The 14557-nt window shown below is 36.7% G+C and carries 14 protein-coding genes and 1 riboswitch (1 of these 15 cut by a window edge); of the genes, 8 read left to right on the top strand and 6 right to left on the bottom strand.

Annotation, left to right across the window (positions count from 1 at the left end; genetic code table 11):
* On the bottom strand, positions 1 to 547 hold the 5' portion of the coding sequence (locus tag WCV66_RS09770; protein ID WP_338788847.1) for a hypothetical protein. 167 nt of this gene lie to the left of the window's left edge; the window shows 547 of its 714 coding nt (coding positions 1-547); it begins with the start codon at positions 545 to 547; the stop codon falls past the left edge of the window.
* Positions 548 to 613: 66 nt separating this feature from the next.
* Positions 614 to 719, top strand: a riboswitch (TPP riboswitch).
* A 145-nt stretch (positions 720 to 864) separates the two neighbouring features.
* On the opposite strand from WCV66_RS09770, the gene thiT reads away from it, so the two are divergent.
* The 4 genes from thiT to WCV66_RS09750 all read left to right on the top strand — a co-directional run bounded on the left by thiT (position 865) and on the right by WCV66_RS09750 (position 4377).
* A complete protein-coding gene (gene thiT / locus WCV66_RS09765) occupies positions 865 to 1437 on the top strand; it encodes an energy-coupled thiamine transporter ThiT (protein WP_338788845.1) in 573 nt (190 codons plus the stop codon).
* A gap of 156 nt (positions 1438 to 1593) precedes the next feature.
* A complete protein-coding gene (locus tag WCV66_RS09760; RefSeq protein WP_338788843.1) occupies positions 1594 to 2388 on the top strand; it encodes an SDR family NAD(P)-dependent oxidoreductase in 795 nt (264 codons plus the stop codon).
* Between the two features lie 365 nt (positions 2389 to 2753).
* Complete coding sequence (locus WCV66_RS09755; protein ID WP_066339691.1) at positions 2754 to 2942, top strand: hypothetical protein; 189 nt, start codon at positions 2754 to 2756, stop codon at positions 2940 to 2942.
* A 307-nt stretch (positions 2943 to 3249) separates the two neighbouring features.
* Positions 3250 to 4377 (top strand): hypothetical protein, encoded by a 1128-nt coding sequence (locus WCV66_RS09750; RefSeq protein WP_338788842.1) that lies wholly within the window; start codon positions 3250 to 3252, stop codon positions 4375 to 4377.
* Positions 4378 to 4388: 11 nt separating this feature from the next.
* On the opposite strand, the gene WCV66_RS09745 is transcribed toward WCV66_RS09750, so the two are convergent.
* Complete coding sequence (locus WCV66_RS09745; RefSeq protein WP_338788841.1) at positions 4389 to 5297, bottom strand: DMT family transporter; 909 nt, start codon at positions 5295 to 5297, stop codon at positions 4389 to 4391.
* A 150-nt stretch (positions 5298 to 5447) separates the two neighbouring features.
* Between WCV66_RS09745 and WCV66_RS09740 the strand changes: the two genes are divergently transcribed.
* Positions 5448 to 5951, top strand: coding sequence for a DinB family protein (locus tag WCV66_RS09740; protein WP_066339701.1), 504 nt, complete (start codon positions 5448 to 5450; stop codon positions 5949 to 5951).
* A gap of 24 nt (positions 5952 to 5975) precedes the next feature.
* On the top strand, positions 5976 to 7310 hold the full coding sequence (locus tag WCV66_RS09735) for an SGNH/GDSL hydrolase family protein (RefSeq protein WP_338788840.1): 1335 nt from the start codon (positions 5976 to 5978) through the stop codon (positions 7308 to 7310).
* A 61-nt stretch (positions 7311 to 7371) separates the two neighbouring features.
* Here the strand turns inward: WCV66_RS09735 and WCV66_RS09730 are convergent, their stop codons facing one another.
* The gene (locus WCV66_RS09730; RefSeq protein ID WP_338788839.1) at positions 7372 to 8175 is read right to left on the bottom strand and encodes a hypothetical protein; all 804 of its coding nucleotides are present in this window, start codon (positions 8173 to 8175) and stop codon (positions 7372 to 7374) included.
* Between the two features lie 290 nt (positions 8176 to 8465).
* Here WCV66_RS09730 and WCV66_RS09725 point away from each other — a divergent pair, with 290 nt between their 5' ends.
* Both WCV66_RS09725 and WCV66_RS09720 read left to right on the top strand, forming a co-directional pair.
* Entirely contained in the window at positions 8466 to 9353 is an 888-nt protein-coding gene (locus WCV66_RS09725; RefSeq protein WP_338788838.1) for a nucleoside hydrolase, read from the top strand.
* A gap of 217 nt (positions 9354 to 9570) precedes the next feature.
* Entirely contained in the window at positions 9571 to 9942 is a 372-nt protein-coding gene (locus WCV66_RS09720) for a small nuclear ribonucleoprotein (protein WP_338788837.1), read from the top strand.
* Positions 9943 to 10006: 64 nt separating this feature from the next.
* Here the strand turns inward: WCV66_RS09720 and WCV66_RS09715 are convergent, their stop codons facing one another.
* From WCV66_RS09715 to WCV66_RS09705, 3 genes are all read right to left on the bottom strand, one after another.
* A complete protein-coding gene (locus WCV66_RS09715) occupies positions 10007 to 10891 on the bottom strand; it encodes an SMP-30/gluconolactonase/LRE family protein (RefSeq protein WP_338788836.1) in 885 nt (294 codons plus the stop codon).
* A gap of 71 nt (positions 10892 to 10962) precedes the next feature.
* A complete protein-coding gene (locus tag WCV66_RS09710; protein ID WP_413789639.1) occupies positions 10963 to 12795 on the bottom strand; it encodes an ABC transporter ATP-binding protein in 1833 nt (610 codons plus the stop codon).
* Entirely contained in the window at positions 12792 to 14519 is a 1728-nt protein-coding gene (locus tag WCV66_RS09705) for an ABC transporter ATP-binding protein (protein ID WP_338789428.1), read from the bottom strand. Before WCV66_RS09705 ends, WCV66_RS09710 begins: the two co-directional genes overlap by 4 nt.
* Positions 14520 to 14557: the final 38 nt, after the last annotated feature.

Below are 14557 nucleotides of genomic sequence, written 5' to 3'. Positions count from 1 at the left end.
ATTCAATATGAAGCTTACAATATACTTTACATTTTTGCATGGAGGCCTCATCATTTTCACGCAACAGATAATGCATTTTTATTAATTCCTGATATGCTCGATGGATCATTATCGGAGTAAAAGCTCGATTCACGATCTCCATTAATATTTTTTCTGTTAGTTCGTATTCCTTCGATTCATATGACCATGATGCAAGTCCAAATAAAAAACTACAATCACTTCTCTTCGTTTTAACATTACTATCGGTATGATCAAATTCCTCTGACTTAATTTTCCCTCCAAAAGACCATTTTGTACAATTCCTTAAAAATGCTCTTTCATATCCTTTTAATTGATGCCAAAAGTCATCAAGCTTGAGCTGATGAATAATTCCACCATATAGTTTTTCACTCTGAATTTGGTTCACTTGTTTTACTAACGATACATTTTTTAAACTTAATAGTTTTTTTAACCCCAAATCATTCACCTCTTGGACAATCTCAGATGAATTATATGAAGATCTCATCACATTCATTACTACAAAGCCACACCATCTCATACCTTCCATTACACAAACTACTTGCCTGTTCTATTTATAATCATGTATAGTAAGTATCAAAATAAAATAACGCATGTAAACCACAAGGGGAGCCATAGCTGAGATTGAACGTTGTAAAAATCGTTCTAACCCTTCGAACCTGTTAGTTAGCACTAGTGTAGGGATGTGGATGGCCATATTAAAAGCAATGTTTGGAACCATCATCATATTCCAAGTATTGCTTTTTTGTATTTTCACTCCTGGAAGCAGTCATATTAGTTATCTTTTAATAGTAGTGGCAACTATAGGTTACTTTTTGGTTTTATGTAAAGAGAGAGGTTTTTAGTTTGAAAGTAAATCAACGTTTACTATTTTTAGTTGAGGTGGCGATGTTATCAGCATTGGCATTCTTATTAGATTTATTATCAGGTGTTATCGGAAAACTACCACAAGGCGGCTCGATTTCATTAGGAATGATTCCTGTTTTTATTATTGCCTTTAGATGGGGAGTAAAAGGCGGGCTTTTATCAGGTTTATTATTCGGACTTCTCCAAGCATTTCTAGGAAGTCCATATATTATTCATCCAGTACAAGGATTCCTTGATTACTATTTAGCTTTCACAGTCATTGGTCTGAGTGGGATTTTCTTCAAGAAGATTCAAACTGCTTTACTAGATAAAAAGCAAAAAACGGCTATATTGTACATTACGCTTGGTACTTTGCTTGGTGGTATACTTCGTCTTACTATTCATGTCCTAGCAGGAGTGTTCTTTTTTGCTTCATTAACACCTAAAGGAACACCAGTGTTAATTTATTCAATTGGATATAATGCTTCATATATGATTCCTACTATTATTGTCTCAGCAATAGTTGTTAGTTTCTTATTAATAACTGCACCACGTTTAGTTACTAGAAAATAATGAGTCTAAACCTTGGATAAAAGTCCAAGGTTTTTTGTATTGTTTAGACAAGGTAATAAAGGGTAAATAGAAATGACTCTATCATCCGTTCTATTTTTTAGTAAAAATAACATTCCTAGAAATACTAGTATTATGACTAATTTCAGGAGGGTGCTCATGAATCTATATGATGAAAATAGGTTTGTAAATAAAGTAGCTGTTGTTACAGGTGGAAGCTCGGGAATTGGACGTGCTGCGGCAATTCATTTAGCTAAACAAGGAGCAAAGGTTTGTTTAATGGATATTAAGGAAGAGAATGCAGAAAAGGTGAAGAAAGAAATTGAAGAATTTCAAGGTGAGGCACTAATTACAGATGTTGATCTTTCCGACCATAATCGAGTGAAGGAAGGAATTGAAGAAATAGTGGACAAATGGGGCAGATTAGATATTGTATTTGCAAATGGTGGGATTAACGGAGTTCTTGCTCCCATCGAAGATTTGAGTCCAGAAGATTGGGATAATACTCTACAAATTAATTTAAAGGGTACGTTTCATACGATTAAATATGCGATACCAAAAATGAAGGATAATGGTGGAAGTATTATTATCACTAGTTCAATTAATGGAAGCAGAGTTTTTTCAAACTTTGGCATGGCTGCATATAGCACTTCTAAAGCCGGTCAAGTTGCTTTTGCAAAAATGGCAGCTTTGGAGCTTGCCCAATATAAAATAAGGGTAAATGTTATCTGTCCCGGTGCAATCGAAACGAATATTGGAATGAACACGAAAAAAACACCGGAAGTTAAAAAGATTGATATACCTGTTGAGTATCCAGAAGGAAGCCAGCCATTGGAACATGGTCCTGGGAAGCCAGAGCAAGTTGCTCAACTTGTTTCCTTCCTCGCTTCTGAGGAATCTAGTCATATTACTGGAACTGAGATTTATATTGATGGAGCAGAATCTTTATTATAACAGTCATAAGTAAGAAATACAGATGCTTATCGTCAAAATTACTTAATTAAACCTATTATTCAAAGAATATTAATTATGCTAAATGAAAAAGGATCATTCAAAATATGGATGATCCTTTTTCTGTCTATACATTCTCCTTTGATACACTATTCTTTCAATACAAATTCCCCAAAACTCTCACTGACCTGTTCCGTTAAAATGAGATTAAGCAATTTAATAGAATGATAAATCTTCCTATACTCTAGTTCCCTTTTTGAACGCACCCGATGTTCTATGAAAGTTTATGAAAAAGTTATCATATTAAGAGAAGCTTGAGCATGTATTAATAGAAAGAATAGATTGTAAAAAAGGCGGAGGACTTGATGATGAATATTTCTTTTGCAGTAATGTTACTTACACTTTTTTTATCATTATTCCATTTTTCTTACGGTTATAAGGAAGCGATACGAATTAGTAATGAAGAGGGACCAGTTCAAGGATTGACTGTTATTTTCAGCCTTCCTTTAGGGTTTACATTTGCTTATTTGTCATCGATTTTTTATCAACAAGTTTAACATATGCAGTTTTAGCGTTATGCATATAGCATAACGCTTTTTAGGAATTATAAAATTTGTTGAACTGTGGATAAGCGCACCACATCCAGCTCCAGCGCCTAGCCCCTCGAGGTCATAAGCTATTTTAGAATTGAAGGCAAAGTACGCCTTCTATTCTAAATTAGCTTATGCTTGTCGGGGCTGTTCAAGGCGCTTGCGCTTTTGTTCTTTGTCATAACATTTTTGAAAATTAAATAGCAAATATCATGATTTTTTTCTTAGTTCCTTCATAGATATCAATAAAGATACACCTTTATAGGAGGTTACTTTGAAAATAGTTAATGTGATTTTTACAAATCTTTTTTATTCTTTTCTTTCATTTATCATGACATTTGTTATTTTATTAGCTTTATTTTTAATTATGAACATACAGGTAAGTCTTATTTTAAGTATTATCATGGTACTTCTTTCTTTCAGTCTATTTTGCTTCTGCATCTATTCGTTTGTATGTATAAATAGGAACTTTCATTTTCTTTTTTTAAAGGGAATCAGCGGATTGGTCTCACTTGGATGTTTAACAGTCGTGTTTACGATCGTCACCGTTTTCTTTTTTTCAATAAATTTTATGATTTCAACCGAGCTTGGCAAAAACCTTACAATAGAAGAAAAATTCGAGCTATATATGCTTCCCTTTCAAGAAGATCAAACGACACCAACTGACTATAATGCAATGAAGGAAAATAAATTAATCCAATCCTATCGAAATGTAACGATCTATTATACGCCACAGGAAAAGGAACTTCTCCCAGTAATAGAGGGAGTACTGGATAAAGCTGATTCCTTAACAACACGTTTATTCGGGAAAGTAAACGACAATAACATTGATTTAATTCTTCATGCTTCTTCTGAAGATCTTTATGAAAGAACATCACTAATTGAAACGATGGGTTATTTTGATGATCCGAATGATATTGTCGGGGTAGCAATATCTGATCTAGATGAAATTGTTTCTGATCAGATGCCAGGTACTTTTTATTTCCAAAGCACAATTATGCATGAATACACACATTATCGTCTACAAGCTTTTATTAAGGAGCAAGACCTTTTTGTCTACAGGATTCCTCTTTGGTTTCACGAAGGTGTCGCTGAATTCGTTGGGATGTATGATGTAGCACACCGTTATTATCCTTTTCAAGAGACGTCATTTGAAAATCTAGTGACGCATGATGACTGGGAAAAAAAACGTTTAGAGGACTATGATGTTTATCTTCAAAGCTATTATGCAATTGACTATTTAGTAAATCACTACGGAGAAAAAATGATTAAGACGATCATTGAAGAAACAGCTAAGGTGAATGATTTTGATGAGGGATTTACCAATGCCACAGGTATAAGCGTTAAAGATTTAGAAACAAATTATTTAAAGGAAGCTAGACAATCTATTGAGGAAAAATAAAGCCTGCACATTCAGCTAGCAGGCTTTAATTCATTCGTGGATAATTTCTTTAAACGTTTTTCAAGTAAAAACAAAATGATACCAACCATTATAATAGAGCCACCGATAACCTGCGGGAGAATAACCTTCTCATCTAGTAAATAGTAAGCAAGTATAATGGCACCTACTGGTTCTAATAGAATCATGACGGAGATTACATTTGTGCTAACCCACTTTAATGACCAATTAAATAATGAATGACCTAATAATGTCGGGACGATTGCTAACAAAATAAAATAATACCAATCTTGCATTGGATAAGGCCCTAATGGGTAGTTCAAAAGCAAACAATAAAGCAATAATGTAATCGAGCTAATACCATACACTATAAACGTGTATAATGTTAAAGAATGTCGCTTTCTAATCCCTTGCCCTAATAGCAAATACGCGGTTATCATCGCACATGCTGCAAGTGCTAACACATCCCCAAACAATGCAAGGCCACTTATTTGAAAATCTCCCCAGCTAATGATGACACTGCCAACAATTGCAATTACCCCACTAAATATTGCAATTCCAGAAATCCTTTCTTTAAAAAAGAAATACGTTCCAATAAACGCAAATAATGGCTGTAGCGTAACGAGGACAACAGAGCTTGCAACAGAGGTGAAATTCAATGATTCAAACCATAAAATAAAATGAAAGGCTAAAAGCACACCAGCGATTGTCGAATATAACCAATCTTTCTTTGACATCTCATTTAACTCACCTAGACTTTTTATGAAAAATAACGGCGCGATAAGGATTGTTGAAAAAAACAATCGATAAAAGGCAATAACAGGTGCCGGAGCAGAAGTTAGCTTAACAAATATCGCAGAGGTTGATACAGCAATGACACCAATAAGTAGTGCTGCGTAAGGATATATGCGTGAAGAATTCATACTTTGTCTCTCCTACTCTTTAAAATAAAACCTTTCTCATTCTACCATGAAAGGAACAATAAATAGATGCGAAATTTGTAGATGGAATTTTCAAAAGAGGGAAAAAGTATGTAGTATAATGAAAAAGAATGACAAATCGGGGGGAAATATATGATTTTACAGTTAAATGCAACACGGAAAGAAATCTTGATGGCCATTGAAAGCATTCCTGAACATTTATTCAATGCAAAAAAATCAGAACACACTTGGAGTGTTGGACAAGTTCTTGAACACTTACACAAGACAGAAGTTGAAATTACAAAGGCGATTTCGTACATGCTTTCATTACCACCACAAGAACCTCTAGCAGATATCCCACTAGCCATGACGCTTGATCGTTCAAAGAAAATAACGGCATCATCGACAATTACCCCATCATCACAAGCACTTAATAAACGAGATATTCTTGACTCTCTATCGAAATCTCGTAACCACTTATTGCAATTAATTGACACCATTCCTTCTGAGCTAGATTTGACTAGAATTGGATTTAAGCATCCAGTTTTTGATAAAATTTCTTTGAAGCAATGGATCGAATTTATTGGCTATCATGAGAAAAGGCATTTAGCACAGATTGAAGAAATAAAGGATGCTATTACAACTGAAAGTGTCTAATCACAAGGAGGATTTCAATTAAATATGATTAAAAAGATACCTTTCCTTTTTGCTATTATACTTCTATTAAATGTAGTGTGTTCATCGTTTGTTGCTGCAAATGAACCTGAGAAATTGAACATTTTATCATTAGGTGATTCGATTACGTTTGGCTATGGTCTTGAAGAGCCAACTAAAAACGCCTTCCCTTATTTAATCGCGAATGGAGCAAGTGAAGTAGAAAATATTAGTTTTCCCGGCTGGACATCCACTGAATTATTAACAGAAATCCGAAAGGAAGAATATACACCTCAGCTCCAACAAGCAGATGTGATTACATTATACATTGGGGCAAACGATTTGATGCGGGCTGTAGAGCTTACGGAAATCTTACATTCACAACAACCAGTTATGTTGACAGAAGAGATACAAGTACAAATAGGACTAGCAACTCAAGCTCTGGCTGAAAATTTAAAAGAGACAATTAAGCATATTCGAACAAATACAGAAGCACCTATCTTAATATATTCTATATATAATCCATTCGCAGTTAATACGGAAAATGCCTTTGCAGGTTCCTTACATATGATGGGTGAGCAAATAACAACAATCGTTAACAGTAATGTAATTAGTCAAGCTGCATTACTACCAGGAATCTATTACCTTGATGCATACTCCGCTTTTGCTGGTAAACAAGCAGCTTACGTTATTCCAGGTGATATTCATCCTACTGTTGCCGGTCATCAAGCGTTAGCGCAACTCGCAACAACTAAAATTGTTGAACTTCAACCAAAAGAACTGATTATTGAACTCACACTTTCAACCGAAGCAGAAACCACTGAACCGGTTGTTGTTACGATCGGGGAAATCGCAGATGTAGAAAAATTGAAATGGCTGCCCGGAGAAAAGGGTACAGTAGACTTTGCTAATGCGGGTAACGATATCAATGGGAATAAATTTGAAGTATCTGAAAATGGCAAATATACGATTTATGTAAAAACTACGAATCAAGAAGCTGTCACAACAATTGAAATTAAAAACATCAAGACAGTTCCCGATAAAGAAGAGGAACCTGTTGTTGAAGAGCCGCCAACAGAACAACCAGAAGAAAATAAACCAACAACACCAGTCGGTAAACCCGAACCTGTTGAGCCTACTCCTGAGAAAGTAGGTCAAGAGGAACAAGAACAAGTTAAAGCCGAGGAAACATCTAAGGTTGAAAAACCGGCAAAACCTATCGTAAAATCTGGACATACCTTACCAAACACTGCTACTTCAATATATAGCTTTTTAATAACTGGATTATGTTTAATAGTAGTTGGTAGTGGTGTATTAATGATTCAATGGAAACGTAAAACAAAGGTATCTAATACACTTTAATGAATAAAGCCCCATCCTATAAAATCAATATTTAGGATGGGGTTCTTTAGTTAGGTAACCGCTATTCTGTTTCTCCACCAGAGGATTCCCCTTTATGGAAACCACCTTTGTGTCCGCCAAAATGAAAGCCTCTTTCTCCATCAAATGGGAAAAGCTTCTGCGCTTTTGCTTCATCTGCATAGTTTGTGAAAACTTCCTCCATGATTTCACGGGTTGTTTTATCTTTCGTATCTATTCCTAGTTTTTCTGCAGTTTGAAGGACCTTTTTATCCATTACTTCCTTCACTAGCTCCCTCTCATCTTTCCCTTCTGTTTCAATGCCTAGTTCTGCAGCATCTTTCTTAAGGCTAGCTTCACGAACTTCTTTTGCTAAATCTTCAAGCTCTTTTCCTTTTGTTTCTATCTTTAATTCTTTTGCTTTGTTTAAAATGAGTGTTTCTCTTACTTCGTGAGCTAGATCATCAACCTCTTTTCCTTCTGTTTCAATACCAAGTTCTTTCGCTTTATTTTGAATACGTATTTTCCTAACTTCTTGGGCTAAGTCACCGACTTCTTTTCCCTCTGTTTTAATGCCAAGCTCTTTCGCTTCTTGTTTCAAGTGAGCCTCATGAACCTCTTCTGCAAGCTCCTTTGCCTCTTTTCCTTCTGTTTCAATCCCTAATTTTTCTGCTTGTCTTTGAAGAAATTCTAAATGATCCTCAGGATCACCATGTCGATGGCCAATATCAGCATATGCCACCTCACGCTGTACTTTTTCAACTGACACTTTAGCTGCCTGCACCTCTTCAGCATAAGCTTGACTTGCTCCAACAACTCCTAGAGTCAATACTCCAGATAGGGCAAATGTGAGTGTTTGTTTCTTCATCTTACTACCTCCAAAGAATTAAGTATTGTATTACTGTTTGAGTGTTCTCTCCTACTGACTCTACTATCAAATCATGTCAGCAGTATGTCGGAGTATTGCTCACCTCCACTGATTTTGATAACCGTCATTAGTAGCTTTTCCAATAATTGTGAATAAATTATGACCAATCTGTTACTTAATGATTAAATCATTCTATTTAGTTGTTACTTCTTTTATAAAGGAAGTTCACGACATTAATCGAAATACTTAGCATAAGTCAACTAAAACCCACAGTTTGGAGTGATCGCTATATGAGGAAAAAGGTATTATTGGACACAGACATTGGTGGTGACATTGACGATTGCTTATGCTTAGCTTATCTCCTTCGCCAGCCTTCCTGTGAATTAGTTGGAATTACCACTGTTGGAGGAGAAGTTGAAAAAAGAGCAATGGTCGCGGATGCGATTTGTAGTGCAGCTGGTAAAAGCATTCCGATTTATGCAGGTGCAGACAAGCAGATGCTTTTTAACAACCTATATCCGACACCTGATGGAGCAGCCAAACTATCAAATTGGTATCATGATTCTTCTTTTAAAAAGAATCAAGCCGTAGATTTTATGCGTCAGACTATCCGTGAAAATCCACATGAAATCTCACTTCTAGCTGTAGGACATCTAACAAATATTGCGTTGCTTTTTCTAATTGATCCTGAAATCCCTTGTTTGCTCAAAGAACTTCATATCATGTGCGGGGTATTTTCTGAGGAATTAGAAACTAGCTTGGATATGCCAATGGCTAATTGGAATTCATGGTTGGATCCACATGCTAGTGCGATTGTTTACAATACAAACGTTCCTATTCATAGAACCTTTGCCCTCAATGTGACTACAAGGCTTGTGCTAAAACGGGATGAGAAGGTTGACCTTTTTAGCTCTAATTTAATGAAAGCAGTTGAAGATTTTGGTTCACCTTGGCTTGAAAAAAATGATATGACTTTTCATGATCCACTTGCTGGTGCCTGTTTGTTTGAACCAGAGCTATGTAAGTATCAACGAGGTTTTATTGATGTTGATATCTATAATAAGCAGAATCTTGGAATGATGAGTTTTCATGCAGATGTAAGAGGAAATTGGGAGATTGCTATTGAGGTGGATCGAAAAAGATTTTTTGAGCATTACTTTTCAATTTCTTGCATCTAGTTATACATTATTACCTTTCATACAGGCAATTACTCGATTATTTGAGGTTAACCGAAGTTCATATGGCTACTTTTTGGGATTAAAGAAATAATTCCATTTATATCGGCTTCTCTTTTTCGAATATTTTGATCAATTTACAGAAAATAATTTTCCTTATAAAAAATTGTAACCTCCTCTCACTAGACGAATATCATGTATTTTGAGAGGAGATGAGAAGATGTCTGTAGAAGGCTACAATTATTATGATGATACTGATTTCACAAGAAATATACATGGAAAATGCAAAAGTTATATGTACCATCACGTTGTTTTAACAATGCAAGATGGTAGCTCTTTTGATGGGATTATTGAAGGTGTTGACGATAATGGTGTTTCTGTTCTAGTTGGTGAAGATGCAATGGAGCAAGAAAGAGACGATTTCGAAGATCAACGATATGGTGGTTATGGTGGTTATGGTGGTCCGCGAAGACGGTTTAGACGCTTTAGACGACAGTTTTTTCCGATTGCTGCTTTAGCTGCATTATCATTATTACCTTACGCATACCCATATCCATATCCATATTATCCACCTTATTACCCTTATTATTAAAATGAAATACTTAGGTAAAAACGAAAGAGCCAGCATATCATACTGGCTCTTTCGTTTTGGTACCTTATTTGCTACTACGATAATGATTCCCGCGTACGCCTTGTACATCTGTTTTAACCTTAAACAAACCACCTGATTGTGGGAACTTTAACAATTCGTCATCATTCATCCCTTGGCGTGCTGTTGTGATATACAATTCATCCAAGTTCTCTCCACCAAATGCACATGATGTCACATTTTTAGCTGGTACAATGACTTCATCTAGTTGTTTACCTAAGTGTGGATCCCAACGTGTTACTCGTGAGCCTCCCCAGTGCGCAACCCAAATCATCCCCTCTTGATCGATTGTCATCCCATCTGGTGAACCCATTTCTTGTGGAATTTTCACCGCAGGTTGCTTGTAGGAAAGATCACCAAATTGTTGATTATAGTGATAAATTGCAACTTCACCTGTTGGGGTATCAATAAAATACATCTCGTTCCCGTCCGGACTCCAGGCAAGACCATTGGAGATCGTCACCGATGACAGCATTTTTGATAGTTGACCATCACGATCTAAACGATACAATGCTCCGCTGCCTTTTTTGCCGTTTAGATCCATTGTTCCGACATAAAATCTGCCAGTAGGGTCACATTTCCCATCATTGAAACGATTATTCGGTTTATCAGATTCAGGATCTGCTATGAGAGTGAGAAGCTTTGATTCTAATTCATACCGATAGATTCCATTCTGCATTGCTAGGATTAGTTGACCTGTTTTTCCTGGAACTACGGCCCCTATATATTGATCGAATTGCAATGTTCGATTTTTATTAGTGACTGGGTCAAAAGCGTGAAGCTTCTTCCCAATAATATCTACCCAATACAATTTGTTTTCTTGATGATCCCAGTGAGGACCTTCCCCTAATGTTGCTTTCTCATCAAGTACAAGTTCTGCTAAGTAAGCCATTTTCTCCCTCTCCCCTTTGTATCTACTTCCCCATCACATTCCACACTAATAACGTTATCCCTGCTTCTTTTTTATGATGCAGTCTCACTATGTGAAAATTGACTTTCATATAAGTCAGCATAAAAACCACCTTGATCAAGTAATTCTTCATGTGTTCCCTTTTCAATAATGTCTCCTTGATTCATAACAAGAATGAGATCAGCATCCCTGATCGTTGATAAACGATGAGCAATAACAAAGCTTGTTCTTCCTTCCAATAGCTTAGTCATCGCTTTTTGAATTTTCATTTCTGTACGTGTATCAACACTACTTGTTGCTTCATCAAGGAGCAGGATTTTAGGCTTGGCAATGATCGCACGGGCAATTGTGAGCAGCTGTCGTTGTCCTTGTGATAAATTTGTTGCATCCTCACCCAACACAGTGTCATAGCCATCTGGAAGTGTACGAATAAAGTCATCTGCATAAGCATTTCTTGCTGCTTCCTCGATTTCCTGATCTGTAGCAAATCCACTACCATAGGCAATATTTTCAGCAATCGTTCCATTAAACAGCCACGTATCCTGCAACACCATCGCATAAAGACTGCGCACCTGTTCTTTGCTCATATCTGTTAAGCTTACACCATCGATTTTTATTGAACCTTGGTCTAACTCGTAAAATCTCATCAACAGATTGACAATCGTTGTTTTTCCGGCACCGGTTGGCCCAACAATCGCAACGGTTTTGCCCTCTTTCACCTCAAGACTTACATCATTGATGATCGGCTGATCTTTTTCATAACCGAAATGTACATGATCAAAGACCACCCGCCCCTGTAGCCTTTCAACATCAATTGGTGCAGCCTCTTCCTGTTTTTCTTCTGCTTCATCTAGTAATTGAAAAACACGTTCAGCCGAAGCAATGGCCACTTGAATCATGTTCGCAATTCCTGCAGCCTGTGCTAACGGATGAGAGATTTGCTGAGTATATTGAATAAACGCTTGAACGTCACCGACGCGGATGCTTCCATTTAAAACTAGCAGACCACCGGAGATCGAAACGATAATAAATCCTAAATTCCCAACAAAGCCCATTAACGGCATCATTAGCCCTGAGATGAATTGTGCCTTCCAACTTGAATGATACAAGCGATCATTAATCTCATCAAATTCTGCAATCGATTTTTTTTCATGTCCAAATGCCTTTACAACTTGATGGCCGGTAAACATTTCTTCAATATGTCCATTAATATTCCCTAGCTCCTCCTGTTGTTTCACAAAGTGCTTCTGAGAAAACTTCGTCACAAATTGTGCGACAAATAAACTAAGAGGAATTGTGATCAAAACCACTAGGGTTAAAAGTGGACTGATGATAAGCATCATAATAATAATCCCAATAATCGAAATCACTGAATTAATAATTTGTGTAAGCGCCTGTTGTAACGCTGTATTAACACTATCAATATCATTAATTGCTCTACTTAACAAATCACCATGTGAGTGTTTGTCAAAATAACTTAGCGGTAAGCGCGATAGCTTTTCATTAACTTCTTTTCGTAGTTGGGCAACCGTTCGTTGAGAAATACTAGCCATCACATATTGCTGAATATACGAAAACAAAGAAGATAAAAGGTATAATCCAATAAGCAGTAGAAGGATTCTAGCAATAAATTCAAAATCAATTGAGGTTCCCGCTGTAAAGCTATCAAAAATGGATGAAGTTGCATCTCCTAATAGCTTTGGACTAATGACATTGAATAACGTTGAAAAAATCGCTGCCACTGCTACGAGGATCATCCGATTTTTCCATGGCTTTAAATATCCAAATAGTCTTTTAAATGTTTTCTTAAAATCCTTTGGTTTTTCACCGACCATCCCTGGTCCGTGACGCATTGGAGGACCACCTGGACCTTTCATTTTGCTCATGCACTCGCCTCCCCATTTTCTTGAGATGCTACAATTTCTTGATAGATTGCATTTTCATGCAATAGCTCCTGATGTGTCCCAACACCAGCAATTTCCCCTTCATTTAAAACGATAATTTTATTTGCATCCTTAACGGTATTTACTCGTTGGGCAACAATTATAATCGTCGCATGTGATGTTTCTGTTTTTAGTGCCTGTCTGAGCATACTATCTGTTTTATAATCGAGAGCCGAAAAGCTATCATCAAATAAGTAAATCTTAGGCTTTCTCACTAGAGCACGTGCGATCGATAAACGCTGCTTTTGTCCGCCAGATAGATTAACTCCTGCTTGCTCAAGGTTGCTTTCAATTCCATGTTCTCGTGATTGAACAAATTGGGTCGCTTGGGCTGTTTCTAATGCCCCAACAATATCCGCTTCTGTTGCGTTCTCTTTGCCATAGCGCATATTTTCAGCAATAGTTCCACTAAATAATGTAGCTTTTTGTGGTACATACCCGATCTTTTCTCTAAGGGCACTTTGCGTCATGCTTTGAATATTCACTCCATCAATTAAAATCGAACCACTCTCGACATCATAGAATCGCGGAATAAGTTGGAGTAATGTTGATTTCCCTGCTCCTGTACTACCAATAATCGCTGTTGTTTCACCAGGCTTTGCTGTAAAGGAAACTCCTTCAAGAACAGGCTTTTCAGCACCCTCATATCGAAACGTCACATCTTTAAATTCGATGATTCCTTCCGCATCACTTGATTGTACTGCTTGTTCCGGATCTTTAATCATTGGCTTTGTTAATAAAACATCATTTAACCGCTTTGCAGAAACTTGAGCACGCGGAATCATAATAAACGCCATTGAAAGCATAATCAATGAAAATAAAATCATCGCGGCATATTGGATAAACGCTAATAGATTCCCAACCTGCATATCACCTTGATCAATTCGAATCGCACCAAACCAAACGATCGCAATGTTGGTGAAATTCATGATAATAAGCATGATCGGAAACATTAACGCCATCAATTTCCCAACTTTAATTCCCGTATCACGAAATTCCTCATTCGCAACATTAAAGCGACTTCTCTCAAACTCGACTTTATTAAACGCTCTGACAACTCGAATCCCTGTTAATACTTCTCGGAGAATAAGGGTTAAACGATCTGTTTTTTTCTGCTGAACTGAAAAAAGCGGGATGGCTTTTCGAGCGACGATAAAAATCACTAGTGCTAAGATTGGTAAAGCAGCGAGGAAGACGAGTGAAAGATAACGATCTCGTGACACAGCAAGCAAAACTCCGCCAACTAGCATTAATGGAGCTCTTGTCATCATACGCTGCATCATATTAATGACATCTTGAACAACCTTTACGTCATTTGTCGTTCTTGTAATCAAGGAGGCTGACCCAAATTTCTCATACTCTTGCAAAGAAAAATGTTCAATATGGACAAATAGTTTTCTGCGCATATCACGGCCAAAGCCTAATGATACCTTTGAAGCAAAATAGCTGACGCCTACCATTAATAGAATTGACATAATGGTACAAACCAACATCCAGCCCCCAGTTTTTAAGATGAATGGTACATCCTCATTTACGATTCCTACATCGACAATATCAGCCATTAGTGTTGGTAAATATAGTTCGAACAAGATAGCAACTAATGAAAAGAGAAAGACGAGGAAAAGCTGTGTTTTGTATGGCTTTAGGTGTTTGATCATTTCTAGCATTTTAGCACCTTCTTTATATGTAGAATTTTCCATGTTCC

It is taken from the genome of Metabacillus rhizosphaerae, assembly GCF_037201795.1.
GTDB classification, from domain to species: Bacteria; Bacillota; Bacilli; order Bacillales; family Bacillaceae; genus Metabacillus; species Metabacillus rhizosphaerae.
This window is presented reverse-complemented; position numbering and strand designations above follow the sequence as displayed.

What these genes read in the sequence shown, in the direction of transcription:
- WCV66_RS09760 (WP_338788843.1), top strand. Translation starts at nt 1,594, where the DNA reads ATGAATCTATATGATGAAAATAGGTTTGTAAATAAAGTAGCTGTTGTT.
- WCV66_RS09755 (WP_066339691.1), top strand. Translation starts at nt 2,754, where the DNA reads ATGAATATTTCTTTTGCAGTAATGTTACTTACACTTTTTTTATCATTA.
- WCV66_RS09745 (WP_338788841.1), bottom strand. Translation starts at nt 5,297, where the DNA reads ATGAATTCTTCACGCATATATCCTTACGCAGCACTACTTATTGGTGTC.
- WCV66_RS09740 (WP_066339701.1), top strand. Translation starts at nt 5,448, where the DNA reads ATGATTTTACAGTTAAATGCAACACGGAAAGAAATCTTGATGGCCATT.
- WCV66_RS09735 (WP_338788840.1), top strand. Translation starts at nt 5,976, where the DNA reads ATGATTAAAAAGATACCTTTCCTTTTTGCTATTATACTTCTATTAAAT.
- WCV66_RS09730 (WP_338788839.1), bottom strand. Translation starts at nt 8,175, where the DNA reads ATGAAGAAACAAACACTCACATTTGCCCTATCTGGAGTATTGACTCTA.
- WCV66_RS09725 (WP_338788838.1), top strand. Translation starts at nt 8,466, where the DNA reads ATGAGGAAAAAGGTATTATTGGACACAGACATTGGTGGTGACATTGAC.
- WCV66_RS09720 (WP_338788837.1), top strand. Translation starts at nt 9,571, where the DNA reads ATGTCTGTAGAAGGCTACAATTATTATGATGATACTGATTTCACAAGA.
- WCV66_RS09715 (WP_338788836.1), bottom strand. Translation starts at nt 10,891, where the DNA reads ATGGCTTACTTAGCAGAACTTGTACTTGATGAGAAAGCAACATTAGGG.
- WCV66_RS09710 (WP_413789639.1), bottom strand. Translation starts at nt 12,795, where the DNA reads ATGAGCAAAATGAAAGGTCCAGGTGGTCCTCCAATGCGTCACGGACCA.
- WCV66_RS09705 (WP_338789428.1), bottom strand. Translation starts at nt 14,519, where the DNA reads ATGCTAGAAATGATCAAACACCTAAAGCCATACAAAACACAGCTTTTC.